We start from the raw sequence: 26992 nt of genomic DNA on the forward strand, positions 1-26992 counted from the left end.
CACCAAAAAAATAAAAATTGGTGTCAAATTGGTGTCAAACCATTAAAAAGCAGAAAATAAATCAGAAATAACAAAACTCATAAATGCCGCAAACCATTGATTTTACTGGGCTTGCAGAAAATTTCACAGAGAGTTCACAAAATAATTAGCACTCACCTATTGACAGTGCTAACAAAAGGTGTTATAGTTCTCCTAGAACAAGAAAAAAGCACGGCATTTCCAGTATGCGAATATTGGAAATGCTTTTCATAGAATAGGAGGAAAGCCTATGAATATCAGTAAATTTACACAGAAATCCGTACAGGCTGTCCAGGATCTTGAGAAGATTGCTTATGAATATGGCAATCAGGAGATCGAGGAGGAACACCTTCTGTATGCCTTGCTGACACAGGAGGACAGCCTGATCCTCAAGCTGATCGAGAAGATGGAAATCCAGAAGGAATATTTTATTGACACAGTTAAGAGGGCATTGGATGCCAGAGTTAAGGTTTCCGGTGGAGAGCTTCGATTTGGTCAGTATCTGAACAAGGCACTGGTCAGTGCAGAGGATGAAGCGAAGGCTATGGGAGATGAGTATGTATCGGTTGAGCATCTCTTTCTTTCCATGCTGAAGAATCCAAGCCCGAGCATGAAGAAAATATTCAATGAGTTTGGAATCACCAGAGAGCGTTTTCTTCAGGCACTGTCTACAGTCAGAGGAAACCAGAGAGTTGTCAGTGATAACCCTGAGGCAACCTATGATACTCTGAATAAATATGGTGAGGATCTTGTGGAGAAGGCGAAGAATCAGAAGCTTGATCCGGTGATCGGCCGTGATGCGGAGATCCGGAATATTATCCGTATCCTCTCCCGTAAGACCAAAAACAATCCGGTTCTCATCGGTGAGCCTGGCGTTGGTAAAACAGCAGCCATTGAGGGACTGGCACAGCGTATTGTAGCCGGAGATGTACCGGAAGGTCTTAAGAATAAGAAGATTTTTGCTCTGGATATGGGTGCTCTGGTTGCAGGCGCCAAGTATCGTGGTGAGTTTGAGGAACGTCTGAAAGCAGTTCTTGAGGAAGTGAAGAAGAGTGAGGGTGAGATCATCCTGTTTATCGATGAGCTTCATCTGATCGTTGGTGCCGGCAAGACAGACGGTGCCATGGATGCAGGAAACATGCTGAAGCCTATGCTCGCCAGAGGTGAGCTGCACTGTATCGGTGCAACAACTCTGGATGAGTACCGCCAGTACATTGAAAAAGATGCGGCACTTGCCCGTCGTTTTCAGCCGGTTATGGTAGATGAGCCGACTGTAGAAGATACCATTTCCATCCTTCGTGGACTGAAGGAGAGATATGAGGTATTCCACGGTGTAAAGATCACAGACAGTGCCCTGGTTGCAGCTGCCACACTTTCACATCGTTATATTACAGACCGTTTCCTTCCGGATAAGGCCATTGACCTTGTAGATGAGGCCTGTGCGCTGATCAAGACGGAACTGGATTCCATGCCGACAGAGCTGGATGAGCAGAGACGTAAAATCATGCAGCTGGAGATCGAGGAATCTGCCCTGAAAAAAGAGACAGATAACTTAAGTAAAGAGCGTCTGGCAGAACTGCAGAAGGAACTGGCAGAAATGAGAGATGCTTTTAACACCCAGAAAGCACAGTGGGACAATGAAAAACATTCCGTAGAGAAGCTTCAGAAATTACGTGAGCAGATCGAGGATATCAATAAACAGATCCAGAAGGCGAAACAGAACTACGATCTGGAGAAAGCAGCAGAGCTGCAGTACGGCGAACTGCCGAAGCTTCAGCAGCAGCTGGAGGTTGAGGAGAAGCAGGTCAAAGAAAGTGACAGAAGCCTGGTACATGAGGCTGTCACAGATGATGAAATTGCCCGTATCATTTCCAGATGGACCGGTATTCCGGTGACGAAACTGACTGAGGGTGAGAGAACGAAACTTCTCGGCCTTGAGGAGGAGCTTCATAAACGTGTAGTAGGACAGGATGAGGGTGTTCGTCTTGTAACAGATGCGATCCTTCGTTCCAAAGCAGGAATCAAAGATCCCACAAAACCGATCGGTTCATTCCTGTTCCTTGGACCAACCGGTGTTGGTAAAACAGAGCTTGCCAAGACTCTGGCTGCCACATTGTTTGACGATGAGCAGAATATGGTGCGTATTGATATGAGTGAATACATGGAGAAATATTCCGTTTCCCGTCTCATCGGAGCGCCTCCAGGATATGTCGGATATGAGGAAGGAGGACAGCTGACAGAGGCCGTCCGAAGAAAACCGTACAGTGTTGTTCTTTTCGATGAGATCGAGAAGGCTCATCCAGATGTATTCAATGTACTTCTGCAGGTACTGGATGATGGACGTATCACAGATTCTCAGGGACGTACCGTTGATTTCAAGAATACGATCCTGATCATGACCTCCAACATTGGTTCTCCGTATCTTCTTGATGGTATCGACGAGAAGGGAGATATCAAGCCGGAGGCACAGGAGCAGGTTATGGGAGATCTCCGTGGACACTTCCGTCCGGAGTTTCTGAACCGTCTGGATGAGATTATCATGTTCAAGCCACTGACTAAGAATAACATTGGCAAGATTGTTGATCTGATGGTAAGAGAACTCAGTGACCGTCTGGCTGACCAGGAGCTTTCTTTGGAGCTTACAGATGCTGCCAAACAGATGGTAGTGGATAACGGCTATGATCCGGTTTACGGCGCACGTCCTCTGAAGCGTTATCTCCAGAATTATGTGGAAACACTGACAGCCAAGAAAATCCTTTCCGGTGATGTACATGCCGGAGATACTATTGTGCTGGATGTGAAGGACGGAGAGTTTACCGTCAGCACGAAATAAAAAATAACTCCATAAAATTATAGATAGATTGACTGTGAAAAGAACTGTCGGTTCTGATAGAAATCCGTTTTAGAATGAAAACCTATTTTGGAATGAAAATCAGAATTTGGCAGTTCTTTCAAATATGGAAAAAACTTTAATTGGACACTTGACAAAAAAGGATAATGGTAAGATAGTAAATTTAATGTTTTGCAAGTGACAGTCATCAGGTTGTCCGGAAGCAGCTTATAAATATCAGACAAAAGGATGGAAACAGATTATGATACCAAAGGACCCGGTAATGCTTTTAAGTTACGTAAATACACAGCTGCGGGATTTTTACAGATCCCTGGATGCTTTCTGTGAGGACAGAGGACTTAACAGGAAAGACCTGGAGGATAAGCTTGACATGATTGATTATGCTTATGATCCGGCTGTGAATCAGTTTGTATAAGAAAATCAGGAACAGAAAGAAGTACCCGTTTCGGATAGAAAAATTCCGGAGCGGGTATTTTTATTTATGCAAAAAATTGGAAAACAGCAGAAAATAAATTAGCTTGGCAAATTAATTAACAGATTTTAATTGGAGATAAAAGAAACTGTAAATCTTAAAAAAGTGTAAAATACACAAAAAACAGTTGCATTTTTTGTGCAGATGTATATTATATATAGTTAGCCGACTAATTAAAGATGAAAGATACTTCTGCCTGGAAGATAAGAAATAAAAAGCAGAAGTTCTGACGGAGGAAGGGAGTGACAGCGTGTTTTGTGAGGAGGACGATGAGAAAGAGAAGCAGAGCAGTGTTTTATCTCTGTTTATGAAGGTAGACCGTCATTTTATGACGAAATGCTTTGGTCAGATGCAGGAGCTTGGAATTTATCCGGGACAGATCCCGGTTCTGGGGCTTGTGTCCGGAAGGGATGGACTGAGTCAGCGGGAAATTGCAAAGATTCTGCATATCAAGCCGCCTACGGTAAATGTATCTATACAGAGACTGGAGAAAGCAGGCTTTCTTTATAAGAAACCGGATGAAAAGGACCAGCGTGTGACCAGGATCTACATGACAGAAAAGGGAAAGGAAATCAAGGCAAAAGCACTGGAACGGATCCATAAAAATGAGGCTGTAATGATGGAAGGCTTCAGTGAGGCGGAACAATGTCTGCTTCGGAGATTTCTGGAGCAGATCCTGGTAAATATTGAAAAGATACAGCCGGAGGAAGTCATAGAAAAGCTTCAGCCGGATGAAATAACAGAAAGGAAGGAACAGAAACGTGATTAAACTGATGAAATATTTGAAACGATCTGCAGGTTACATCGTGATCATCATTGCGCTTCTTTTTCTTCAGGCATATTGTGATCTGTCTCTGCCGAATTACACATCCAATATCATCAATGTGGGAATTCAGCAGAACGGTATCGAAGACAGTGTTCCTGAGAAGATCAGAAAGACATCCATGGACAGTCTGAAGCTGTTTATGGAAGAGGATGATGCGAAAACTGTGGATGGATTTTATGAGGAAGAGGGAGATGATCTGGTATTAAAGGATAAAATCTCCAAAGAAGACAGAGAAGAGCTCAATGATATCTTCGGTAAACCGATGGTGATCGTTTCTACTCTGATGTCCGACAGTGAGGAATCAAAGGCAGCTCTTGCAAAAATGGGAATACCGGAAGGGACTGATCCACTGGCGGCTCTTTCTCAGATGCCGGCAGAGGCTTTGGCTGCTATGAAGGACCAGGTCGGAGAAAAGATCGACAAGATGCAGGAATCCATAATCACACAGGCAGGCGTTTCCTACGTCCGTGCAGAATATGAAGCTATGGGTGAAGATGTGGATGCCATACAGATGGATTACATGAAGTCAACAGGTATCCGCATGGTGCTTATGGCACTGGTCACTATGATGGCTGCAGTATGTGTGGTATTTTTTTCATCCAGAGTTGCGGCATCTATGGGGCATGATCTCCGTGGACTGGTTTATAACAAAGTCATAGGTTTTTCCAGCAGAGAGTACCATAAGTTTTCAACAGCATCCCTGATCACACGATGCACGAACGATATCCAGCAGATCCAGCAGGTAATGGCTATGATGTTCCGTATCGTGCTTTACGCGCCGATCCTTGGAATCGGTGGTGTGATCCGCGTGCTTCAGAGAGATTCCTCCATGACATGGATCCTTGGGGTGGCTATTGTACTGATCATGGCATTTATGGGACTGCTGTTCAGGATCGCAATGCCGAAATTTACAGCTTTGCAGACCATGGTAGATAAGCTTAACCTGGTAACAAGAGAAATCCTTACCGGTATTCCGGTTATCCGTGCATTCAGCCGGGAGAAACACGAGGAGGAGCGTTTTGAGGATGCAAATATCACTCTGACGAAGACAAACCTTTTTGTAAACCGTTGTATGACATTTATGATGCCGGTGATGATGCTGATCATGAACGCAGTTTCTGTATTGACCATCTACAGCGGTTCTTATGCGGTAGACAGCGGAAGCATGCAGGTTGGTGATGTTATGGCGTTTATCCAGTATGCAATGCAGATCATTATGTCATTTTTGATGATTACAGCAATGTCTATCATGCTGCCGAGAGCAAATGTATCTGCACGCCGTATCAACGAGGTACTTGAGACAGAAGTCAGTGTCCGGGATCCGGAGGAGCCGGTACAGCCTTCTCGGGATGTGAAGGGTACTGTAGAATTTGATCATGTAAGCTTCGCATATCCGGAGGCAGGAGAGAATGTTATCACAGACATTTCTTTCAAGGCAGAAAAAGGTGAGACAGTAGCGATCATCGGAAGTACAGGAAGCGGTAAGAGTACACTGATCAATCTGATCCCGCGTTTCTACGATGCAACAGAAGGATCTGTGAAAGTGGATGGCGTGGATGTCCGGGAAATGACACAGAAGGATGTCCGTGACAGGATCGGTTACGTTCCGCAGAAGGGTGTACTTTTCTCAGGAACCATTGATTCCAATATCCGTTACGGAAAGACAGAGATTTCGGAAGATGCAGTGAAAAAAGCAGCAGAGGTTGCACAGGCTACGGAGTTTATCGACACCAAGCCGGAGCGATATAAGACTCCGATCGCACAGGGAGGAAGCAATGTTTCCGGTGGACAGAAGCAGAGGCTTTCCATTGCCAGAGCTATCGCAAAAGATCCGGAGATCTTTATCTTTGATGACAGCTTTTCCGCACTGGATTTCAAAACAGACAGTACACTTCGAAAAGCTCTGAAAGAACATACAAAAGAAGCAACAACCATTATCGTGGCACAGCGTATCAGTACGATCTTAAATGCAGATAAGATCCTTGTACTGGACGATGGACATATGGCAGGGATCGGAAGCCATAAGGAGCTGATGAAGTCCTGCGAGGTATATCGCCAGATTGCCATGAGTCAGTTATCAGAGGAGGAATTGGCATGAGTCAGCAGAGAAGAAGAGGCCCGATGGGCGGACACGGAATGCAGCCAACAGAGAAGGCCAAGGACTTCAAAGGCTCCATGAAAAAGCTCTTTGGCTATATGGGCAGATATAAATTCCGTTTTATCCTGATGTTTATCTTTGCAGTGGCAGGTACAGCGTTTAATATTGCAGGCCCGAAGATCCTTGGAAAAGCTACCACAGAGCTGTTCAATGGTCTGGTTGCCAAGGTAAACGGTACAGGCGGTATTGATTTCAGTAAGATCGGAATGATCCTTCTGTGGACTTTGGGATTGTATGTGGCAAGTGCGTGCTTTTCCCTGATACAGGGCTTTGTCATGACGGGGATTTCCAATGATGTCACATACAATCTCCGAAAGGATATTTCAAAGAAGATCAACCGTCTGCCAATGAATTATTTTGAGAGCAGAACAAACGGTGAGATCCTTTCCAGGGTGACAAATGATGTGGATACCCTGCAGATGAGTATCAACCAGAGCATGACACAGCTGATCACATCCGTAACAACACTGATCGGTGTATTTATTATGATGCTTTCCATCAATGTGTGGATGACACTGGCAGCAGTACTGATTCTGCCGGTTTCCATGCTTATCATTAATAAAGTAATGAAACACTCCCAGAAATATTTCCAGGCACAGCAGGAGTATCTGGGAAAAGTAAATGGTCAGGTTGAGGAAAATTTCGGCGGCCATGATGTAGTAAGAGTATTCAATAAAGAACAGGATGTGCTGAAAGAATTTGAGCACGACAATCAGAAACTCTACGAGTCAGCATGGAAATCTCAGTTCTTTTCCGGGATGATGATGCCGATCATGCAGTTTGTAGGCAACTTAGGATATGTGATGGTGGCACTTCTCGGAGGAATTTTTGCCATCAAGGGAACTATCGAGGTTGGAGATATCCAGTCCTTCTTCCAGTATATCCGTAACTTTACACAGCCGATCCAGCAGATCGCCCAGGTTACAAACCTTCTGCAGTCCTCTGCGGCAGCTTCTGAAAGAGTATTTGAATTTCTGGAGGAGCCGGAGGAAGAGCTTCAGCCGGAGAACCCGGATTCCATTGAGGGACTGGAAGGAAATGTACAGTTTGAGCACGTGAAATTCGGTTATAACCCGGATAAGATCATTGTAAATGATTTTTCCGCAGATGTGCATGACGGTCAGAAGATCGCCATTGTAGGACCTACGGGTGCAGGAAAAACGACGATCGTAAAGCTGCTGATGCGTTTTTATGATGTAAACGGCGGAAGCATCAAGGTTGACGGACATGATATCCGGAACTTCAATCGCAGCAATCTCCGTGAGATGTTCGGAATGGTGCTGCAGGACACCTGGCTGTTTTCCGGAACCATCATGGAAAATATCCGCTACGGAAGACTGGACGCAACGGATGAAGAGGTGATCGCAGCAGCAAAAGCGGCTCATATCCATAATTTCATCATGCAGCAGCCTGGCGGTTATCAGATGGTACTTGACGAGGAGACCAGCAATGTTTCCCAGGGCCAGAAGCAGCTTCTTACCATTGCAAGAGCCATCCTGGCAGATAACAAAATCCTGATCCTTGATGAGGCTACATCTTCCGTTGATACCAGAACCGAGATGCAGATCCAGAAAGCCATGGATAACCTGATGAAGGGCAGAACAAGTTTTGTTATCGCCCACAGATTGTCAACTATTAAGGATGCAGATCTGATCCTGGTAATGAAGGATGGAGATATCATTGAGCAGGGAAATCATGAAGAGCTCCTGGCACGTAAGGGATTTTATGCGGATCTGTATAACAGTCAGTTTGAACAAAAACAGGCATAATCCTGTTTTTGTTCATGAGGAAGTAGCGAAGCGGATTCCGAATGTCTGCTTTGCTGAAAGAGGCTCAGGCATAAGATAACCTGAGCATTAAGCTGGATTACAGCACCGGAAATGTACTTCCATCCGAAAAACGGATCGGACACGTTTCCGGTGCTTTTTTGCGGATTTTTCTCAGGTTAATGTGGTGAATAAATATTGTACGATTCATATAAAAATGATAGGAATAATAATATAAATTATATAAAAATAGCACAAAAATCGTAAGAAAGTACAGTCTGTTCGGAAGAATAAAGAGGAATTCCATGATTCATACAGTATAATAGGATATATCGAGTGTGCGGAAAAACTACAAACTATATAATGCGGAAAATGCGGAATGTTAAAGAGAAGAGAGGTATTTTTATTATGAAACAGAAAGCAATGGATATGAAACTTGTAGTAAAACCGCTGGTTGGATGTCTGACACATACACATTTCTGGGAGGGACCATGTCGTGCCGGACATAAAGAGGATATGACTGTTGAAGCTGAGACAAAAGCAGCTGATGAGGCATTCAAAAATTCAGTTAAGGGATTAAAAGGGGTTATTGATGAGGTAGAATTCACGGAGCCTGTGGATGTCCGCTATAATGAGTCTTTTGTTGTAGATAAAGACCTTTTTGCAAAAATCGGAGAGGATGTTGATGAGATCGATTGCTTCCTCTGCATGGGATGGAGAATTCCTAAGCTTGAGCGTTTCGGAAAGCCGGTCGTTATCTGGCAGAACGGAAACGAAGGAATTGATTTTGCAGCATACTGCCGTTCCATCGGAGTAGAGGCATATGTATGTATGGATCTTCAGGATGTGAATGAGATCATGCATATTCTCTGGGTAAGAAAAGCAGTTCGCAATACAAGGGCGCTTGTACTGACAGCAGGATCTCAGCCTACATTCGGAATCCAGAGTCTGATCCGTGATCCGGAGATCCTTCGTCAGCGTTACGGAGTTGAAGTGGTGAAGCTTCCATTTACATCCATCTTCAAATATATGGATGAGATTACAGATGAGGAAGCAAAACCGATTGCAGATAAGATCATTGCAGGATCTACCGATACACAGGTAAACACAGACTGGTTTATCAATGACGTGAAATATTATCTGGCTGCCAAAAAGATGATGGATATTTATGACTGCAACGCTTTCTCAACCGCATGTCATGAGCTCTGTACAACAGAAATCCCGCAGAACCGTAAATTCACACCATGTATGTGCCATTCCATCATGAAAGACGAGGGAATTCCAAGCGGATGTGAGGAAGATCTTAATGCACTGATGGCCATGCTGATCATGCAGTATGCCGGAAAACGTCCGGCATTCATGGGTAACCCGAACCACGAGACAGACGAGCTTCTCCGCATCCACCATGCAGTACCGGCTCTTCAGATGAACGGTTATGGAACAAAACCGCTGGCATACAAACTCTGGGCATTCACAGGCCAGGGATTCGGTGGAAAACTGCAGGTTGACTTCACAGAGAACGATGATGATTATATCACACTTGGACGTTTCAATCCGGCAGGCGATACCATGTGCATCAAGAAAGGCAAGGTTATCCGTTCTGAATATGCAGATACATACTGCAGTCCGTTCTACTACATCCAGATGGACGATGCAAGAGAATTCATGCACAATCTTGCAGGATTCGGACATCATCAGGTGCTGATTTTCGGTGATTACACAAAGATGATCAAGAAGATTGCAAAAATTATGAACTTCAATATTCTGGAAGGATGATTGGATGATATATCTGAACAACGGGGCAACTTCCTGGCCGAAGCCCCCTGCTGTTTCGGAAGCTGTGCAGGCGTGTCTTAGCGGCACGCCTGCTTCGCAGTTTCGGGGTGGCAGCTCGATCATGAAAAAAGATGTGGAAGTACTTTGCCGGGAAAAACTGGGACAGCTCCTTGGAATCAGGGAAACAGAGAGAATATTTTTTACATCAGGGGCAACAGAAAGCATGAATACAGTCCTTGGGGGGCTGGACTACGGTGAAAAAGGCAGTAGCATCCTGGTAACGCAGACAGAGCATAACAGTGTGCTACGTCCGGTATATAATCTGGAACAGCTGAGAGAACATCCGGTGCTGGTAGTGAAGTGTACGATAAACGGGATAGTGACGGAAGAATCCCTGGAAATAGCAGTACGACCGGATAGCCGTGTGCTGATCGTGAACCACTGTTCCAACGTGACAGGCTGTGTGCAGGATATGGAGATGATCCGGGAATTTGCAAAGAGACATGGACTGATCCTGATCGTGGATGTGTCGCAGAGTGCTGGCTGTATCCCTGTTGATGCAGATAAATGGGAAGCAGATGCGCTTATTTTTACAGGCCACAAAAGCCTGATGGGAATTCAGGGAACCGGCGGATTTTATGTCAGGAGCGGAATTGAGCTGAAGCCTCTGAAATATGGGGGAACCGGAAGAAACAGCGCACAGCTTACCTACGAGAACAAAGATTATGAGTATGAGGTAGGAACTCAGAACATGCCGGGAATCACAGGACTTCTGGCGGGTGTGGAATTTATTGAACAGACGGGGCTTTCCGCCATTATGGAAAAAGAAGCTCGTCTGATGGAAATGCTTTATAGTGGGCTGGAACAGATAGAGGGTGTAAGGATCTACGGAAACCATGACGTATGCAGAGGACCTGTGATGAGCCTGAATTTTCAGGGACTGAAAGCTTCGGATGCCGCGTATATTCTGGAAAGCGGATATGGTATCATTGTCCGTTCAGGGCTTCACTGTTCGCCACTGATCCATAAGGCAATGGGAACAGAAGAGGGCGGAACTGTGAGAGTAAGTGTTTCGTGGTTTACGGAGGAGAAGGATATAAAGAAATTTTTAGGAGCTGCGAAGGAAATAGCGGCATCTGTGGCACGGAATATTTAGAGAGCAAATTTATACGGATGTATACGAAAAACGATCACAGGCATCAGTCATATAGGGCAGACAGCAGATCCACGGGAAATCTGCCTGTAAAGGAAAGGGGAATACACGATTATGAAAATAATAGGAAAACAGCCTTCCAGGGAAAAATGTGCAGAATCCGGCTGGTTTGCCTGGGATTATCTTCTGGATGAACCGGTAGAGCGGGAATTCATCCTGAAGCTGAGACCATTGGGCGGATTCACATATCTTGATATGCTGAAACAGCCATTTTTTAAGATTGACAGCGATTACTATATGATAAAAGGAATTCAGGGTAATGATTATTTCCGCATTGCCGTCCATGGGAAGCACGAAGACCAGCTGGAAGAGTTAGAACGAACTATCATAGATTGCATGGAAAAATAATATCTGCTATAATATTGTGAGCGTAAGAAGACACTGGAAAGGCTGCCGGTTCTGCCGAAAACAGCTGATGCGGTGACAGTGTCTGCGTTTACAGGAGGCAGAATTTGCGATTAGAGAGAGACAACATACCCCTTGACAAAGAATTTCCTTTTCAGATCTCAGAGGTGGAACTGACACCGGAGAACAGCCGGCCTGGAAGTTATCACTGGCACAGCTATTTCGAGATTACCTGTGTATTGGAGGGCAAGGGAAATTATTTTGTAAACGGGCAGGAATATACAATGGAAGAAGATGATATTATCATCTTCAATAATGTGGAGCCTCATGGATGGAAGCTGATCGGTGGAGACATGAAGCTTCTTGTGATGATTTTTTCACCGGAATTCGTAGCCGAAAAGCTGAGTATTTTTGATACGGAATATCTGAAGCCGTTTGTTGAGAGAGGAAGTAATTTCAAGAACCGTATCGGCAGGGAAGAAGAGGTAAGCGGAGAGATCCGTTCCAGTATCTGGGAGATCTATCACGAATGGCAGCAGAAAAAAGAAGGCTATCCGCTGATGATCAAGGCGAATGTACTTCGCATCCTTACCATGCTGATCCGGGCTTATCAGGATGAGAGCAAGTCAGGGGAAATGCTCCGTGAGAAGAAAAATGCAATGAAGCGTCTTGAGCAGGCTTTTAATTATATAGATGATCATTACTGTGAGAAGATCACTCTGGAAGAAGTTGCTTCTTCCGTATATATGAGTTCCAACTATTTTTCTTCTTATTTCCGTAAGGTGACAAATATCAGTTTCAGCGATTATGTCACAAGGATGAGGATCAACCATGCACGTGAGCTTCTTCGGGAAACAGATAAAAACGTTACGGAAATCGCCATGGAATGCGGATTTAACAATATTTCCAATTTTTACAGACTTTACAAAAAACATGTGGGGAAACCGCCGAAAGATGAGAAGCAGAAGAAACAGTAAAAATAGTTAAAATTCATGAGCAGATAAGTCATAGACGGAGATCAGGCTTCGATGTTAGGATAAAAGTAAGAAATTTTGTCCTGATATCGGAGCTTTTTTATTAGAAAGGCTCCGATATCAGAAACGGAATATTAATGTCTGATTTACCGGACAGATAAGGAGAAGGGAAATTATGGTTAAAACAGATAGATATGTACAGTTTGAAGCAGGAAAGCTGACATACCGGGTGGTTCCGGTGACAGAGGAGATCATCCGCGTGATCGTTTCCGGAAAAGAGATCAAAGAGGCACAGGACTCCCTGATCATTGAGAAAAAAGAATATCCTGAGGTTGATTTTTCAGCAGAGGAAAATGCAGGAAGTATCGTTGTGAAAACTGCGAAAGTCTGTGCAGAGATCAACACTGCATCCGGTGATATCATCTGGAAGCATGCAGACGGAAGCAAGTGGCTTTCCCAGAAAAAACCGGAACTGACTGAAACAGATGTGATCCACTATAATACAGGCGATGAGGAGCCGATCATCAACCGTGTAAAGACAGTTGACGGTGAGAGAAATTTTATCCAGAATCTGAAAGCTGAGAAAGTAAGAACAGCATATCGTGGAAAACTGTTCTTCACATGGAAAGAGGATGAGGAAATCCATGGGCTTGGCCAGGCAGAGGAAGGTATTTACAATTACAGAGGTCACTGCCAGTACTTATATCAGCATAACATGCGTATCCCGATGCCGGTTTTGGTTTCCACAGAAGGATATGGAATTCTTGTTGACTGCTGTTCACTTATGACTTTTAATGATGATCTGAAAGATTCCTATCTGTTTCTGGATACTGTAGATCAGATCGATTATTATTTTATGGGCGGTCATACTATGGATGAGATCATCCATGATTACCGTTATCTTACAGGCAAGGCGCAGATGCTGCCGAAATGGGCTTATGGCTATGTACAGTCCAAAGAGCAGTATTACACGGCAAAAGAGCTTCTTGAAATCGTTCGCCACTACCGTGAGATCGGGGTTCCGCTTGACTGTGTGGTACAGGACTGGAATACCTGGGATCCTGGAAACTGGGGCGAGAAGCTCCTGGATCAGAAGCGTTACGGAGATATGAAAGAATGTGCGGAGGAAATCCACAAACTGAATGCCCATACCATGGTTTCCGTATGGCCGAATATGAATGCAGGCGGCAAGAACCATACAGAGTTTTTTAAGACTGGTCATCTTCTTTATGATTATGCGACTTATGATGCTTTTAATGAAGAAGCGAGAGAAATGTACTGGAAACAGGCACAGGAAGGACTTTTTGAGCAGGGCTTTGATTCCTGGTGGTGCGATTCCACAGAACCGTTTTCTGGTCCTGACTGGGGTGGTGCAGTAAAGAGAGAGCCATGGGAAAGATATGAGCTTGTCGGCGGTGAGCACAAGAAATATCTGGATCCTGCTGTTGCCAATGCTTTTGCACTGATGCATGCAAAGGGAATTTATGAGAATCAGAGAAAAACTACAGAAGAGAAACGAGTTCTTAACCTGACACGTTCCGGCTATGCTTCCGGCCAGAAATATTCTGCAATGCTGTGGTCAGGCGACACCTGTGCATCTTGGGATAATCTTAAGACACAGATCGTGGAAGGGCTGAATATGGGACTCAGCGGATATCCATACTGGACACTGGATATCGGTGCTTTCTTTACAGTTGCTGATAAGTGGCAGAACCGTGGATGCGGCTGCAACACAGATCCGGAGCCGAAATGGTTCTGGCAGGGCAAATATAACGAAGGTGTGAAGGATAAAGGATACTGTGAGCTGTATACAAGATGGCTGGAGATGGGAACCTTCCTTCCGATGTTCCGTTCCCATGGAACTGATACACCAAGAGAAATCTGGAACTTCGGTGAAAAAGGAACCATGTTCTATGATGCCATCGAGAAGTTTATCAAGCTCCGTTATCATCTGATGCCGTATATTTATTCCCTGGCAGGTGCTGTACATTTTAATGATTATACGATTATGAGAAGCCTTCTTTTTGACTTCCCGGAGGATAAAGAAGCACGCAAGGTTGAGAATGAGTTTATGTTCGGACCGTCCCTTTTGATCTGTGCTGTTACAGAGCCGATGTATTATGGATCGGAGAGTACTGAGCTCCATAGAGAGAAAATATGGAAATGCTATCTCCCGGCAGGTACGAAATGGTACGATTACTGGACAAACAAGGAGTATGAAGGCGGCCAGTACGTAACCGTAGATGCTCCGATCGACCAGATGCCGATTTTTGTAAAAGCAGGAAGTATCCTTCCTGTTGCAGAGGGACTTGTATATGCATCCCAGAAACCGGAGGAGCCGGTGAAACTTGTGGTATATCCAGGTGAAGACTGCAAGTTCACTATTTATGAGGATGAGGGAAATAACTACAATTTTGAAAACGGTGCTTATGCAACAACAGAGCTTATCTGGGATGATAAAACAGGAACTCTGACTGTTGGCGGGCGTCAGGGAAGTTATCCGGGAATGGAAGAAGTTTCCTATGTGACTGAAGTTGTAAAATAAATAAGCGATAATAAGGAAAGACTGTCTGAAAAGGTGCCTGGCATCTCTTTGGGCAGCCTTTTTTTACTCTATACATCGTGACGGCTTTCGGGTATAATTCTGTAATAAGGCATTTTATGCCTGAGAAAAAACGACAGAAACGGGAGGATTTTACCATGATCATAACAACAACGCCATCTGTAGAGGGAAGAGCAATCCGTGAATATAAAGGAATCGCATTCGGAGAAGTGATCACAGGAGTAAATTTCATGAAAGATCTTGGCGCAGGTCTTCGGAATTTCTTTGGCGGCAGAAGCGCCGGTTATGAGGAAGAACTTCAGAAAGCCAGAGAAGAAGCCCTGGCAGAGCTGGAGCAGCGTGCAGGTGCAATGGGAGCTAATGCAGTGATCGGTGTGGATATTGACTACGAGGTGCTTGGTGCAGATAATGGAATGCTGATGGTAACAGCAAGCGGAACTGCTGTAGTGGTGGATTAAGGCTTATGGCAGCGGTAAAAAACGGACGTGAATACCTTTCGCATGTGACAGAGACATTGAAGCACAGGATCGCACAGCTGGATGAATCCATAGAGGCCGGGCAGAAAGAAATCGAAGGTATGCACGAATACTACTGGGAAAATTATACAGAGATGGACCAGTACGGATATGAGAATTTTGATAACCAGCAGGCACTTCTCCATGAGATCAATGCCAGCAATGAGAAAATCGAACTGCGTCGGAGATTCAGGAAGATGATGGATTCACCGTTTTTCGGAAGGGTGGATTTCTGCTATGAAGGAGAAGATGAGCCGGAGATATTTTATATCGGAATTGCGAACCTGGCTGAGGAGAACGGCGGACTTCCGCTGATCTATGACTGGAGAGCACCTGTGTCCGGACTGTTCTATGATTTTGACAAGGGACCGGCTTCCTACCAGGCTCCGCTTGGTGAGATCCACGGGGATATTGCTGCCAAGTGGCAGTACAAGATCCGCGGTGGAAAAATGATCTATGAGTTTGAGAGTGATGTGAAGATCGACGATGAGATCCTGAAGGCAGAACTTGGAAGTAACGGTGATGTACAGCTGAAGAATATTATCCGCACGATCCAGAAGGAGCAGAATGCGATCATCCGAAACACTTCGGATCGTATCATGGTGATCCAGGGAGCAGCAGGAAGCGGAAAGACTTCCATTGCCCTGCACAGGATCGCTTATCTCCTGTATCATGACAGGAAAAATCTGAAATCCTCTTCTGTGCTGGTGCTTTCACCGAATGGGGTGTTCTCGGACTATATTTCCCATATCCTGCCGGAGCTTGGCGAGGAGAATATCCGGGAGATGAGCTTTGACCTTTTTGCATACAAGAGACTGAAAAATGTTGTTTCTGACTGTGAAGACAGATATGATCTGATCGAGCGTCAGATTGCAGGATTATGCGATGAAAAGCTTCTGAAAGAGAAACTGTCACGGGATTTTCTGGATCGTATGGAAGGATATCTGGTGGAGCTTGAGGACAGCCTTATGAACTTCCGTGATGTGGAACACAGAGGCGTGGTCAAAAAAGAGCAGGAGATCATAGAGCTTTTTTACTTTAAATTCATGGATATCCCGCTGCTTTCCAGAATGGATGCAGTAGCAGAATATTTCATTGATGAGGTGGAGACTCTTAAGGGATTCGATCTTCCGGATGAGGAGAGGGAGGCTGTGAAGAGCCGTTTCTACAGGATGTATGAGACAAGAGATCTCTATGTGCTGTACAACCGTTTCCTGAGACAGGAAGGTTTTCCTTCTCTTCCACAGGTTCGGTATGAAAAAAGAAAGCTGCGCTATGAGGATGTGTATCCGGTTTTGTATCTGAAATATCGGCTGGAAACTCAGCAGGAGGATTCTGGTGTGCGCCATCTGATCGTGGATGAGATGCAGGATTATTCCATGATCCAGTATCTGATCATTCAGAGACTCTTTAAATGCAGGATGACTATTCTTGGGGACAGAGAACAGACTATGGACGGCGAGCAGCAGGATGTGCTGACATTTCTGCCTAGGATCTTTGGAAAAGATATACGCAGGATCGTGATGAATAAGAGCTACCGTAATACTGTTGAGATTGCGTCTTATGCCAATAAACTGGCGGGAATTACGGAAGTGGAGCTTTTTGAACGTCATGGAAAACCTGTTGTGGAAAAAGAATTTCCGGGGCTTGAGGAGGCACTGGAGAGCGTAGTGAGAGAGCTGCGGCTTGAGAAGCAGGCAGTCTTAGCTGGGAATGCAGATGAGGGTGTTGAAGATATTATTTCATATGAAACAGCAGCTGTGATTGTAAGAACTGCCGATGAAGCCAGAGAAGCTTACTACATTCTGAAAGAGAGGCTGGAAGCAGAAGGTTTTGATACCAAGGAGCGTCTGTCTCTTCTTTACAGAGACAGCACAAACTTCAAAAAAGGCCTGACTGTCACAACATTCTACATGGCAAAGGGTCTGGAGTTTGATCAGGTATTTTCTGTATTTCCTGGGGAAGACCGAAGTCCGATTGTGGAGCGGGCGAGATATATTGCGGCGACGAGAGCTCTTCATGAATTGTATATGTATGAAGTTGTGAAATAAAAAATAAAAAGTCATTTCAGAAGCAGGATGCTTTGGGAACAGAGCATAACCGGACGTCATGAAATGACTTTTTTGTTTATATATACCTGAAAAATTTATTAACTGATCTGCTGGATCTCTCCCTCATCTTTATATTCCAGAGGGCTTTTTCCTGTATGTTTCTTAAAGATCCTGCTGAAATATCCCTGATCGTGATAGCCGCACATTTCACCGATCTGTTTTACAGAAAGGGAAGGCTCATGGATCAGCAGCTTCTGTGCATGGCTCATCCGGAGATTGATCAGATATTTGGTAGGGGTGCAGTCATAGACCTGACAGAAGATCTTGGTCAGGTAGCTGGGACTGTAGTTCATGGTTCCTGCAATCAGGTTCAGGTTGATATCCTCTGCATAATTCTGTACCATGAAGTTCTTGAGAAGCTCTGCAATCTGTCCCGGTGACATGCAAGAAGCACCTGGGGCGAATACGGTTTCGTAGTCATCACGTTTGATCTGAAGCTCCTGTTTGATCTTAAGGAGAACATTCCTGAGTTCGTCCGGATCTACAGGCTTCAGAAGGTAATCAGATACCTTCAGCGTGATGGCTTTTTTTGCGTATTCAAAATCAGAAAATCCGCTGGTGATCACAAATTTCGTAAAAGGAAACTGATCCCGGATCCTGGTGAGCAGGGTGATCCCGTCCATGACAGGCATTTTGATATCCGTAAATATCACATCCGGACTCATCTGTTCCACCAGCGAGAGAGCCTGGGCACCTGTCTGGGCTGTGCCGATCACCTGAAAATCAGGATCTGCTTTTTCAATCTTATGTACCAGATTATTCAGAAGAAGTTCTTCATCTTCTGCCACAATAACAGTATAGTTCATAGTATTATTCCTCCGCATCTGTCTGAAAATACCGTCCAATAGAAACAATTCCGTGGCCGTCCGCTGTATTTCCATACCTGAAAATTATATCATCTTTGCAGAAGAGTTTCCAGCGGAGAAATACATTGACAGTGCCAAGACCGTTGATCTTCAAAGCAGGCATGCCGGGATTTCGAATGGCATTCATGATATCTGAATTTATTTTTTTCTTGGCTTTTTCAGTAAATCCCGGTCCGGTGTCTGTGACATCGATCTGCCAGCTGTTTTGGTTTATTGTACTGCTGATGGTGATAGTCCATGGTGGTTCGCAGTCAGAACCATATTTGATAGCGTTTTCCACAATAGGCTGGATGATCAGTTTCGGAACCGGCTGATCCAGAAGGGATTCATCCACATCAATGGAATAATTCAGACTGGACTGGTAGCGGACCTTCATGCAGTAGAGATATTTCTGGACATAATCAAGCTCTTCGCGGAGAGTTACAGTTGTTTCAGCAGTATTGGTAATATAACGCATAATCCTGGAAAGATTGCGGCACATTTTTTCCACGGTATCCGTATCTCCGTTCTCTGCAAGCACCATAATGCTGGAAAGAGAGTTGTAATAAAAATGAGGATTAATCTGACTCTGCAAAGCCATGCTGCGTGCTTTCATTTCCTGCTCCTTGGCTTCGTTAAGCTGAGTCATGGAATCTTTCAGGTTATCGCTCATCAGCTGGAATGCCTGATACAGTTCTTCCAGTTCATTGACGGAAACAGGATAGGAAGTGACTTTTTCCTGGCCGAGAGTGTCCAGTTCCATACGCTGGATAATGTGCTTCAGGTGTTTCACTGGTTTTACTACAGAACGGGAAAGCCTGTAGGAAACGATTACTGCTGCGGCAAGAAAAGCAGCAACAACAGCCAGAAGAATCTTCAGCATTTTGTATACAGGGGCAAGAATCACAGATTCCGGCTGGATAGTCAGGTAAGTGTAGCCTGTATATGCGGAATTCAGTCTGGAAACGTATTCTTTCTGATCTGTGATGGGACTCTGTATGGTAAGGGTATCCTTGTCAGAATCAGTAAGTTTGTAATATTTTGAAATATCATTGGCATCGCCAGCTGTGACATCATAAGGATAGATAAGATCGCCGGACTCATTGAAAACATAGACACTGGCAGCGTTTCCGTGATTTTTTTTCTCATAGGAAATGATGCTCTTAAAGATGGATTTACACTGTTTGGCGGTTTCGATCACGCCGACACCACGGCCGTACTGGTTGGTGAAGGAGCGGTACAGGGAAATGAACCACTGGGGATAGCGGGCAGATTTGGAATAGACGTAAGTGCTGTAAGGAGCTGTCAGGACTTTTTTTCCGTTGGCTTCACGGGCTTTTTGAATCCATTTATTATGAGAGTCGTCGCTTTTTTTGACCATGGTGGAAAGACCGGCCTGGAGCACATATCCGGAGAAATCATAAAGATTTACCTGATCAGCTTTCAATTCGGTGCCGCTTAAGGAGATAAAAAGATCGGACATGGCAGAAAGCATTTCATCGGAAATATTAAGGTCAAATTTCTGGTCGAGAACGGATTTCGACATGTTGCTGTAATTGATGTTTACAGATACAGTGTCAAGATTCTGGATTGCAGAGTCTACCTGGGATTGAAATGTGGAATTTAAGGTGCTCATGGCACTGATCTGGCTTTTCTTCAGCTGCCCGGATGCAAAAACATAAAAGAATATGGCAAAAGAAAAAAGAATCAGGCAGGCCATGCCAAGATAGGCAATAAAAAGTTTGGACTGCAGACTGCGTGTTTTCATATTGGTAAGCCCCCTGTGTGTGAAATGGTCGTGCAAAACATTGGCTAAAAGTATAGCACATTTGTAAAAAAAGTACAAACCGTAAAAATGTAATTCTGAAATAGTGCTTGAAAATGTCAATAGAAACTTGTGTATAGTTACGGAAAATATGAAAAAAGTATAATAAATTGTGAAAAAAGTACAAATACAGGGCAGGAATATCCATGGCTTTTAAAATGACCAGATGATAAACTAATATCATCAAGAGAGAACGAAAAATCAGTTCAAAAAAAGGAGGAAACATTAATGAAAAGAAAGAGATTTCTGGCAGTAGCCTGTGCAGCAGCAATGATCGCTTCCATGACGACAGGACTTGCAGTGAACGTATCTGCAGCGGATGAGAAGAGCGATTTCGCAGGCGAGGAGCTCAGCATCCTGGTTTCAGCAGGATGGATGGACAATCGTTACGATGAGACAATTAAACGTTTTGAGGATACCTACGATGTTACCGTAGACCTTCAGACAATTCCGGCTGATCAGTATTCAGATCTTCTTCAGTCCAAGCTTGCTACAGATTCCTGTGCAGATATCTTCTGGATCCAGTCCAACCCGTTTGCAATTGAATCTACCATCGTTGATCCTGAGAAATACTGCATCGACTTTACAGGAGCTTCCTGGGAGAATGTTATGCCGGAGACAAGAAAAGAGTCCTGCGTATACAATGACAAACTGTACGGACTTCAGATCTGGAACGCATCTCCGGAGTATGTAATGGTTTACAACAAGACACTGTTCGAAGAGAACGGCTGGGAAGTACCGACAACATATGATGAGCTGAAAGAACTCTGCGGTAAGATCCAGGATGCAGGAATCACACCTTGGTTCATGCCTGGTGCAGATGGATGGCAGCATCAGCTGGCATTTTTCCAGATTGGCGGCGTTTATGAAGAAGCAACACCTGGTCTTTATGACGCATTAAATGAAAACAAAGCAACATTTGCAGATAACGAGAAGATGCTTGAAGTTCTGAATGAGTTCAAAGAACTCTCTGATGCAGGATACTTCGGAGAAGACTGGATCGGAACAGACAGTACAAACATGTCCAACGAATTTGGTGACAGAAACTGTGCAATGGCACTTGCAAATTCCAGTTTCATTAAACAGATCCAGGAAGATACAGGCACATCTGATGAGTTTGGAATGTTCCTTGAGCCACTTGGCGACAATACCTGGTATCCAAGCAGCAACTCAGGCCCGACAATGTTCGGTTACAAGGGAACAGAGCATGAGGATCTTGTAAAAGAATTCTTCAACTTCGTTACAACAACAGAGAGCCTTCAGGAAATCCTTGACAACTCTCCGGCATACACAAACCTTGATGTAAACGATGACAAGCTTGAGCAGCACTGGCTGCCGGAGGAGCAGGAGTTCCTTAAGACAGTTCCGGATGACAAGAAGTCTGTTGTAACACTTCAGACAGGTACAAAATATACAAACGATTACTGGACACAGTTTGGTCAGGATATGGTTGCATTCTGCCAGGGCGAGATGGAAGCAAACGATGTTCTCAAGAACATGGATACCAACCGTGCTGAGGCAGCAAAAACTGTAGGCGACGAGAACTGGAAATAAATAACAGAACTTAAAACTAGTTGACTTGAAGGCAGAGCCGGTATTTGCCGGCTCTGTTTTAACTTAAAAACAGGAGGTGCTTTCTGTGAATAAGAAGAGAATCTATCCACAGTGGTTTCTGATACTGCCGTTGGCATTATATATCATTTTTTTCCTGCTTCCCAGTGTAATGGGTGTTGGTTACTCCTTTACAGACTGGAACTCCAGAAGTGTTCTTAATGGTACTCATTTTGTGGGACTGCAGAATTTTGCTGAGATTTTTACATCAGATAAGTCTTATCTGAGCGGTATTGGCAATACATTGAAGTTTACTATCATTTCCAACATCGTTAAGCTGATTCCGGCTCTTCTGATCGCGATTATGCTTCAGGAGGGACTTAAAGGCAAAGGGCTTTACAGAACATTGCTCTACCTGCCGTCTATTCTGCCTTTTGTAATCATTGGTCTTGTATTTAAATCCATCCTGAATTATAATAACGGACTTTTAAACACACTTCTTGATGCATTCCATCTTGGAATCTTCAAACAGAAATGGCTGTCTGATCTGGCTATTGTATGGAAATCCATCTATGGTGTAGATGCGTGGAGAGGCATTGGTTATGTCATGACTATCTTCCTTGCAGGTCTGAATACGATTCCGAAATCTTATTATGAGGCTGCGCAGATCGATGGTGCAAACTTCTGGCAGAGACTTCGGTATGTAACACTTCCGATGCTGAGTGGTGCTATCATGATCAACCTTGTATTTGGTATTACATATGGTCTGAAAGTATTCGATATTGTTTATGTACTTACAAACGGCGGTCCTGGACATGCAACAGAGGTTCTTACAACTTATGCATTCCAGCTCTATTCGAGAGGCCAGTATGGAATGTCTTCTGCATTGAATACTGTTCTTCTTGTAATTACAGCGATCATAGGTGTATTTATTGTTAAGACATTAAGTAAACAGGAGGTACAGCAGTAATGGCAAAAAAAAGAATTCAGAATTTATTAAAACATGTTGTATGTATCCTGCTTTGCTTATGTGTCGTGCTTCCATTTTATATGGTATTGATCAACTCTTTTAAGACAAAAGCAGAGGCAGCCAGAATGAGTCTGGCACTTCCTACAGAGTGGGTATTTTCCAACTACTCTGAGGTTATTGAAAAAGGAAGCCTGATCCAGGGATTCCTGAACAGTTTTGCATATGCGCTGATCGCTACAACACTTGGTGTTGTACTTTGCTCCATGGCTGCATTTGTTATGTGCCGTAAGAGAACAAAATTGAATGTATTCCTGTATTACTTTGTACTTTGCGGACTGTTCTTCCCGGTCAACTATGTAACATTGGTACGTGTACTCAGTACACTGCACCTGAACGATACAAGAGTTGGCATTATCATGGTATTTACCAGTGCAATGATTCCGTTCTGTGTATTTACCATCCGTAACTTCGTAATCTCTGTCCCGGTTGAGCTGGACGAGGCTGCTGTTATCGACGGCGCAGGCCCGTTAAGCCTGTTCTTCAAGATCATCATGCCGCTTCTGAAACCAACTATGGTAACATGTTTTATCCTTCAGTTCATGACAGTATGGAGTGATTTCCTCACACCTTTGTATCTGTCAAGCAAGAGCCGTCTCTTCCCGATGACAATGGCTGTATATCAGTTCTTCGGAAAGAACAAGAGTTACTGGAACTATATTTTTGCTGATATCGTACTTACCTGTATCCCGGTTATCATTGTTTACATGATCGGCCAGAAATACATCGTAGGTGGTATGACATCCGGTGCGGTAAAAGAATAAAGAAAAATATTATAAGAATTATAAAAAAAGCACTGCGAGATGAAAAGTTGGATTCATCTTACAGTGCTTTTTACTATTGAAATCTCAGAAATTACTGCATGTTTTTGCAGAAGATATCCTCCATGGAAGCCTTAAGCGGAACGCCAAGCCTGCGTAAAGTTCCGTCCAGGGCTGCAAATACTTCTCTTACATTATAGAATGTAGCGTTGTTTCCCATATGTCCGATGCGGATCACTTTGCCGGCCAGGACATCGAAGGAACCTGCCAGCATAATGTTGTAGTCTTTTTTTACTCCCTCAAGGATCGCTTCGGCTGTTGTGCCCTCCGGTACTTCGAAAACAGTAACTGTACTGGAATATCCGCTGTGCAGGTAAAGGTTCAGGCCTGCGTCTGTGATGGCCTTTCTGGAGGCACTGGCGATCTTGGCGTGGCGGGAGAGGATGGCAGGATCTGCCGCGATGTTGTCAATGGCAGCGCGGAGTCCGTAGATATCACTGATCGGCATTGTATATGGAAACCATTTTTCTTCGTAATAATGTGCAAAAGCTGTAAGGTTGGCATAGAAAGAAGCAATTGGTGTCTTACGATCTGCCATAGATTTCTTTGCATCTTCGCTTACTACAACGAAGGTCAGTCCTGGAGGCGCGGATACTACTTTCTGGGATCCGCCGCACATGATATCAACTTTCCAGTCATCAATGTTCACAGGTTCGCCAAAAGAGGCGGAAACAGAGTCTACGACTGTAAGGATGCCGTATTTTTTCAGGAGCGGGCAGATAGCGGAGATATCATTGAGCATACCACTTGGGGTATCGCCGTGAACAACGGTTGCATATTTGTAGTCGTGGCTGTTTTTCAGGAATTCTTCCAGCTCTTTTACATCAAAAGTTTCCTGATAATCTCTGGAATAGAGTTCCGGCCGTCCGCCATACATGGTAACAAAATCAGCGAACCCTTTTCCGTAAATTCCGTTATCGAGAACAAGAACCTTATCTCCGGGCTCAGTCATGGATGCGATAGCTGCTTCCAGACCAAGAATACCCTCACCACTTAAGATGAGGGTTTCATTGGAGGTATGGAGCAGAGAACTGATCTTCTCGCAGGTTTCTTTGTAAAATTCGACGAATTCTTCGTCCAGATCCGGGTTGGTGCATTCAAGACTTCTTGCCAGACGGACATTTTCAGCGACCTGTGTAGGTCCTGGTGTCATGATCTTATACATAATCCTTACCTCTTAATTATATTGTTGTGTTTTTTATTATCTCTTTAATCCTGTTTTTCTTGCAGCAAGATTTAATGGTGTGATGACGATGAGTACGATCACTGCAGCAACACCGATCTGTACCAGGTTTCCAGGAATGGATGAGACAGGAGCGACCGGGTTTCCGTAGATGATAACCTCTGCGATGTAGTAGCCGACAACCTTGATTACGCAGGCTGCTGCAATGGCGATCACGTACCATTTCATGTTCTGATGCCTGTGGTCTTCTGTGAGTTTACCAACTGTGAATCCCATGATTCCCACGATAACAAGTGTGAACGGTGCCCATAAAGTCCAGCCGGAGAGAAGATCAAAGAGTCCCATTCCAATACCACCGGCAATAGCTCCGGTTTTCTTTCCAAACAAAATAGCTCCGATAAACAACGGAACGTTTCCAAGGTGGATCAGACCGCCGTTGGCTGCGATCGGGAGCTTCACATTGATAAATGCTGTGAAGATGTAGGTCAGTGCAACAAACGCTGCTGTGATGGTGAGAAACTGTACGGATGAAAGATCCTGAACCTCTCTTGCTTCTGTCTGTACTGCTTTTTCCATAGGTAATACTTCCTTTCCCGAAAACATCTCCGGAATAAAAGATGTCCTCTTTTCATATGATTTTGGTTGGGTATACTTTACAACAGAAGTGTGCATGAATAAAGACACAATTTTTTGAAAAAAAAGAGGGACAGATTTAAAAGCAAATAACAGAAGATGGATATGTAAAATGTGGAATACAAAATGGAAATGCGGAAAGATTAATATAAGAAAAGAATTGTGCGAACCGGTTTTAAAATTACTTTTTTGTTTACAGGAAGTTAATAAAGTATAGGGAGAAATCAATTGACAAAGCTGTAATATAATCGTAAAATGTACCAAAGAGTGTGTTCAGGAGAGAATGCTCCGGACACACTTTATGACTGATGATGATTATGAGGAGGATACTATGAAGAATAAGAAATTTATCGCACTTTTAGCTATGACTGTTGCTCTCTCTGGTGTCATGACTGCATGTGGTTTCGGAGGAGATAAGAAGGACAGCGTGGTTGTGGAGTCTACTCCTACTCCGGCACCGGCGAAGAAAGCTAAGGTTACACCGACTGTCGCAGCAGATGCACAGAATACAACCTATACATCCAAGGATAAATCCGTAGCGATTAAGCTTCCGGATGCAACATGGGCAAACAAGTCTGATGAGACAGATATGTTAAGCTTCGAGTCTCCGGATCAGGGCAAGATCCTGATTCTTCACGGATCAGGCGCAGATCTGGAATCCGCAGTAATTCCGAATTCCCAGGATATGGCAGTTTCCATGACTCAGGCAGAGAACATGGTAAACGGAACAGATTTTGAGATCCAGGATTATAAGACAGAGCAGAAAGATGGAGGCATCAATATCTATTCCTATACAGTTAAGTATAAGGATACAACTAAGAGTGACGGTTACGTATATGCCATCAATAAATATTTTGTAAATGACAGTGAGTATTACAGCATTGTAGCTTCTGTTAAGACAGAGGACGCGCTGAAGAAGGTTCAGGAGTCAGTTGACAGCTTTGCAATTCTGGGAGATTCCACACTGAAGAGCGCAGCAACAGGTTCTGCAGCCAAGAGTGCAGGTAAATCTGATTCTGCATCCAAGGACAGCACAGCTTCCGGAGACAGCAGCGCAGCAGGAACAACATCTGGCGGAACATCTGCAGATGGAAGTACAGCATCCGATGGAAGTACAGCATCCGGCGGAAGTACATCTTCTGACGGAAGCACATCTTCCGATGGAACAACATCTGACGGAACATCTACAGATGGAAGTACATCTTCAGGTGCGATCGTAAATGGTGGATTTACAGATGAGCAGCTCAGCAATACAGATGAGACAAGAACTATTTACAGAAATTCCGACGGTAAACCGCGAGTTATCGTTCCGGATGGTAACGGTAAATGGATGGACAACGAAGGAAACAGATTTACATTTTCTTCCGAGTATGACTGCGATGTATACGAAGAGGATGGAACAAGCTTCTACTGGCATGGTGAAAGTGCAGATGTATATTATATGCCTGTACAGTAAGCCAGAAGTACAGATAAGAAAATCTGAGAGATCCGGGATCACGGTTGTGGTTCCGGATTTTTT

Annotated in this window: 20 protein-coding genes; 16 read left to right on the forward strand and 4 right to left on the reverse strand. The window is 44.2% G+C overall.

The features are described from left to right. The first annotated feature begins 268 nt into the window (after positions 1 to 268). From clpB to HFM85_RS05420, 12 genes are all read left to right on the forward strand, one after another. Positions 269 to 2851, forward strand: a complete 2583-nt coding sequence (gene clpB, locus HFM85_RS05365) for an ATP-dependent chaperone ClpB (protein ID WP_173737440.1) — start codon at positions 269 to 271, stop codon at positions 2849 to 2851. A 259-nt stretch (positions 2852 to 3110) separates the two neighbouring features. Then, the gene (locus HFM85_RS05370; RefSeq protein ID WP_119239034.1) at positions 3111 to 3284 is read left to right on the forward strand and encodes a DUF4250 domain-containing protein; all 174 of its coding nucleotides are present in this window, start codon (positions 3111 to 3113) and stop codon (positions 3282 to 3284) included. Between the two features lie 307 nt (positions 3285 to 3591). Further along, on the forward strand, positions 3592 to 4110 hold the full coding sequence (locus tag HFM85_RS05375) for a MarR family winged helix-turn-helix transcriptional regulator (RefSeq protein ID WP_330594739.1): 519 nt from the start codon (positions 3592 to 3594) through the stop codon (positions 4108 to 4110). Next, positions 4103 to 6265 carry an ABC transporter ATP-binding protein gene (locus HFM85_RS05380; protein WP_173737441.1) on the forward strand — a complete coding sequence of 721 codons (2163 nt, stop codon included), beginning with the start codon at positions 4103 to 4105 and terminating at the stop codon, positions 6263 to 6265. Before HFM85_RS05375 ends, HFM85_RS05380 begins: the two co-directional genes overlap by 8 nt. Then, the gene (locus tag HFM85_RS05385; protein ID WP_173737442.1) at positions 6262 to 8094 is read left to right on the forward strand and encodes an ABC transporter ATP-binding protein; all 1833 of its coding nucleotides are present in this window, start codon (positions 6262 to 6264) and stop codon (positions 8092 to 8094) included. Before HFM85_RS05380 ends, HFM85_RS05385 begins: the two co-directional genes overlap by 4 nt. Before the next feature lie 405 nt (positions 8095 to 8499). Beyond that, positions 8500 to 9867, forward strand: a complete 1368-nt coding sequence (locus HFM85_RS05390) for a hypothetical protein (protein ID WP_119239106.1) — start codon at positions 8500 to 8502, stop codon at positions 9865 to 9867. Between the two features lie 4 nt (positions 9868 to 9871). Continuing rightward, the gene (locus HFM85_RS05395; protein WP_173737443.1) at positions 9872 to 11023 is read left to right on the forward strand and encodes an aminotransferase class V-fold PLP-dependent enzyme; all 1152 of its coding nucleotides are present in this window, start codon (positions 9872 to 9874) and stop codon (positions 11021 to 11023) included. Positions 11024 to 11134: 111 nt separating this feature from the next. Further along, the gene (locus HFM85_RS05400) at positions 11135 to 11428 is read left to right on the forward strand and encodes a hypothetical protein (RefSeq protein ID WP_173737444.1); all 294 of its coding nucleotides are present in this window, start codon (positions 11135 to 11137) and stop codon (positions 11426 to 11428) included. A 104-nt stretch (positions 11429 to 11532) separates the two neighbouring features. After that, positions 11533 to 12402, forward strand: a complete 870-nt coding sequence (locus tag HFM85_RS05405) for an AraC family transcriptional regulator (protein ID WP_173737445.1) — start codon at positions 11533 to 11535, stop codon at positions 12400 to 12402. Between the two features lie 172 nt (positions 12403 to 12574). Further along, positions 12575 to 14944, forward strand: a complete 2370-nt coding sequence (locus HFM85_RS05410) for a glycoside hydrolase family 31 protein (RefSeq protein ID WP_173737446.1) — start codon at positions 12575 to 12577, stop codon at positions 14942 to 14944. Between the two features lie 155 nt (positions 14945 to 15099). Continuing rightward, positions 15100 to 15420: a putative heavy metal-binding protein gene (locus tag HFM85_RS05415; RefSeq protein WP_173737447.1), complete on the forward strand. Its 321-nt coding sequence runs from the start codon at positions 15100 to 15102 to the stop codon at positions 15418 to 15420. 5 nt (positions 15421 to 15425) lie between these two features. Then, complete coding sequence (locus HFM85_RS05420) at positions 15426 to 17528, forward strand: HelD family protein (protein ID WP_173737448.1); 2103 nt, start codon at positions 15426 to 15428, stop codon at positions 17526 to 17528. Positions 17529 to 17626: 98 nt separating this feature from the next. Here HFM85_RS05420 and HFM85_RS05425 read toward each other — a convergent pair whose 3' ends face one another. Together HFM85_RS05425 and HFM85_RS05430 are read right to left on the reverse strand one after the other, a co-directional pair. Next, positions 17627 to 18394: a response regulator transcription factor gene (locus tag HFM85_RS05425; protein WP_173737449.1), complete on the reverse strand. Its 768-nt coding sequence runs from the start codon at positions 18392 to 18394 to the stop codon at positions 17627 to 17629. Positions 18395 to 18398: 4 nt separating this feature from the next. After that, positions 18399 to 20201 (reverse strand): sensor histidine kinase, encoded by a 1803-nt coding sequence (locus HFM85_RS05430; protein ID WP_173737450.1) that lies wholly within the window; start codon positions 20199 to 20201, stop codon positions 18399 to 18401. A 285-nt stretch (positions 20202 to 20486) separates the two neighbouring features. Here HFM85_RS05430 and HFM85_RS05435 point away from each other — a divergent pair, with 285 nt between their 5' ends. The 3 genes from HFM85_RS05435 to HFM85_RS05445 all read left to right on the forward strand — a co-directional run bounded on the left by HFM85_RS05435 (position 20487) and on the right by HFM85_RS05445 (position 23600). Beyond that, positions 20487 to 21812 (forward strand): ABC transporter substrate-binding protein, encoded by a 1326-nt coding sequence (locus tag HFM85_RS05435; protein ID WP_173737451.1) that lies wholly within the window; start codon positions 20487 to 20489, stop codon positions 21810 to 21812. A gap of 85 nt (positions 21813 to 21897) precedes the next feature. Further along, positions 21898 to 22779 carry a carbohydrate ABC transporter permease gene (locus HFM85_RS05440; RefSeq protein WP_226843038.1) on the forward strand — a complete coding sequence of 294 codons (882 nt, stop codon included), beginning with the start codon at positions 21898 to 21900 and terminating at the stop codon, positions 22777 to 22779. Beyond that, positions 22779 to 23600 carry a carbohydrate ABC transporter permease gene (locus HFM85_RS05445; RefSeq protein WP_092068387.1) on the forward strand — a complete coding sequence of 274 codons (822 nt, stop codon included), beginning with the start codon at positions 22779 to 22781 and terminating at the stop codon, positions 23598 to 23600. The genes HFM85_RS05440 and HFM85_RS05445 overlap by 1 nt, the downstream gene beginning before the upstream one ends. A gap of 91 nt (positions 23601 to 23691) precedes the next feature. On the opposite strand, the gene HFM85_RS05450 is transcribed toward HFM85_RS05445, so the two are convergent. Together HFM85_RS05450 and HFM85_RS05455 are read right to left on the reverse strand one after the other, a co-directional pair. Next, positions 23692 to 24822, reverse strand: a complete 1131-nt coding sequence (locus HFM85_RS05450) for a pyridoxal-phosphate-dependent aminotransferase family protein (RefSeq protein WP_173737452.1) — start codon at positions 24820 to 24822, stop codon at positions 23692 to 23694. Positions 24823 to 24858: 36 nt separating this feature from the next. Then, positions 24859 to 25416, reverse strand: coding sequence for an ECF transporter S component (locus HFM85_RS05455; RefSeq protein WP_173737453.1), 558 nt, complete (start codon positions 25414 to 25416; stop codon positions 24859 to 24861). Between the two features lie 388 nt (positions 25417 to 25804). Here HFM85_RS05455 and HFM85_RS05460 point away from each other — a divergent pair, with 388 nt between their 5' ends. Continuing rightward, positions 25805 to 26929 (forward strand): hypothetical protein, encoded by a 1125-nt coding sequence (locus tag HFM85_RS05460; RefSeq protein ID WP_173737454.1) that lies wholly within the window; start codon positions 25805 to 25807, stop codon positions 26927 to 26929. Positions 26930 to 26992 lie beyond the last annotated feature (63 nt).

Source organism: Blautia schinkii, from assembly GCF_013304825.1.
Classification (GTDB): Bacteria; Bacillota; Clostridia; order Lachnospirales; family Lachnospiraceae; genus Blautia_A; species Blautia_A schinkii_B.

Bases quoted from the DNA above. Each gene is read 5' to 3' on its own strand.
- HFM85_RS05435 (WP_173737451.1), top strand. From the start codon at position 20,487: ATGAAAAGAAAGAGATTTCTGGCAGTAGCCTGTGCAGCAGCAATGATC.
- HFM85_RS05385 (WP_173737442.1), top strand. From the start codon at position 6,262: ATGAGTCAGCAGAGAAGAAGAGGCCCGATGGGCGGACACGGAATGCAG.
- HFM85_RS05400 (WP_173737444.1), top strand. From the start codon at position 11,135: ATGAAAATAATAGGAAAACAGCCTTCCAGGGAAAAATGTGCAGAATCC.
- HFM85_RS05455 (WP_173737453.1), bottom strand. From the start codon at position 25,416: ATGGAAAAAGCAGTACAGACAGAAGCAAGAGAGGTTCAGGATCTTTCA.
- HFM85_RS05420 (WP_173737448.1), top strand. From the start codon at position 15,426: ATGGCAGCGGTAAAAAACGGACGTGAATACCTTTCGCATGTGACAGAG.
- HFM85_RS05430 (WP_173737450.1), bottom strand. From the start codon at position 20,201: ATGAAAACACGCAGTCTGCAGTCCAAACTTTTTATTGCCTATCTTGGC.
- HFM85_RS05370 (WP_119239034.1), top strand. From the start codon at position 3,111: ATGATACCAAAGGACCCGGTAATGCTTTTAAGTTACGTAAATACACAG.
- HFM85_RS05425 (WP_173737449.1), bottom strand. From the start codon at position 18,394: ATGAACTATACTGTTATTGTGGCAGAAGATGAAGAACTTCTTCTGAAT.
- clpB (WP_173737440.1), top strand. From the start codon at position 269: ATGAATATCAGTAAATTTACACAGAAATCCGTACAGGCTGTCCAGGAT.
- HFM85_RS05395 (WP_173737443.1), top strand. From the start codon at position 9,872: ATGATATATCTGAACAACGGGGCAACTTCCTGGCCGAAGCCCCCTGCT.
- HFM85_RS05450 (WP_173737452.1), bottom strand. From the start codon at position 24,822: ATGTATAAGATCATGACACCAGGACCTACACAGGTCGCTGAAAATGTC.
- HFM85_RS05410 (WP_173737446.1), top strand. From the start codon at position 12,575: ATGGTTAAAACAGATAGATATGTACAGTTTGAAGCAGGAAAGCTGACA.
- HFM85_RS05390 (WP_119239106.1), top strand. From the start codon at position 8,500: ATGAAACAGAAAGCAATGGATATGAAACTTGTAGTAAAACCGCTGGTT.
- HFM85_RS05445 (WP_092068387.1), top strand. From the start codon at position 22,779: ATGGCAAAAAAAAGAATTCAGAATTTATTAAAACATGTTGTATGTATC.
- HFM85_RS05415 (WP_173737447.1), top strand. From the start codon at position 15,100: ATGATCATAACAACAACGCCATCTGTAGAGGGAAGAGCAATCCGTGAA.
- HFM85_RS05460 (WP_173737454.1), top strand. From the start codon at position 25,805: ATGAAGAATAAGAAATTTATCGCACTTTTAGCTATGACTGTTGCTCTC.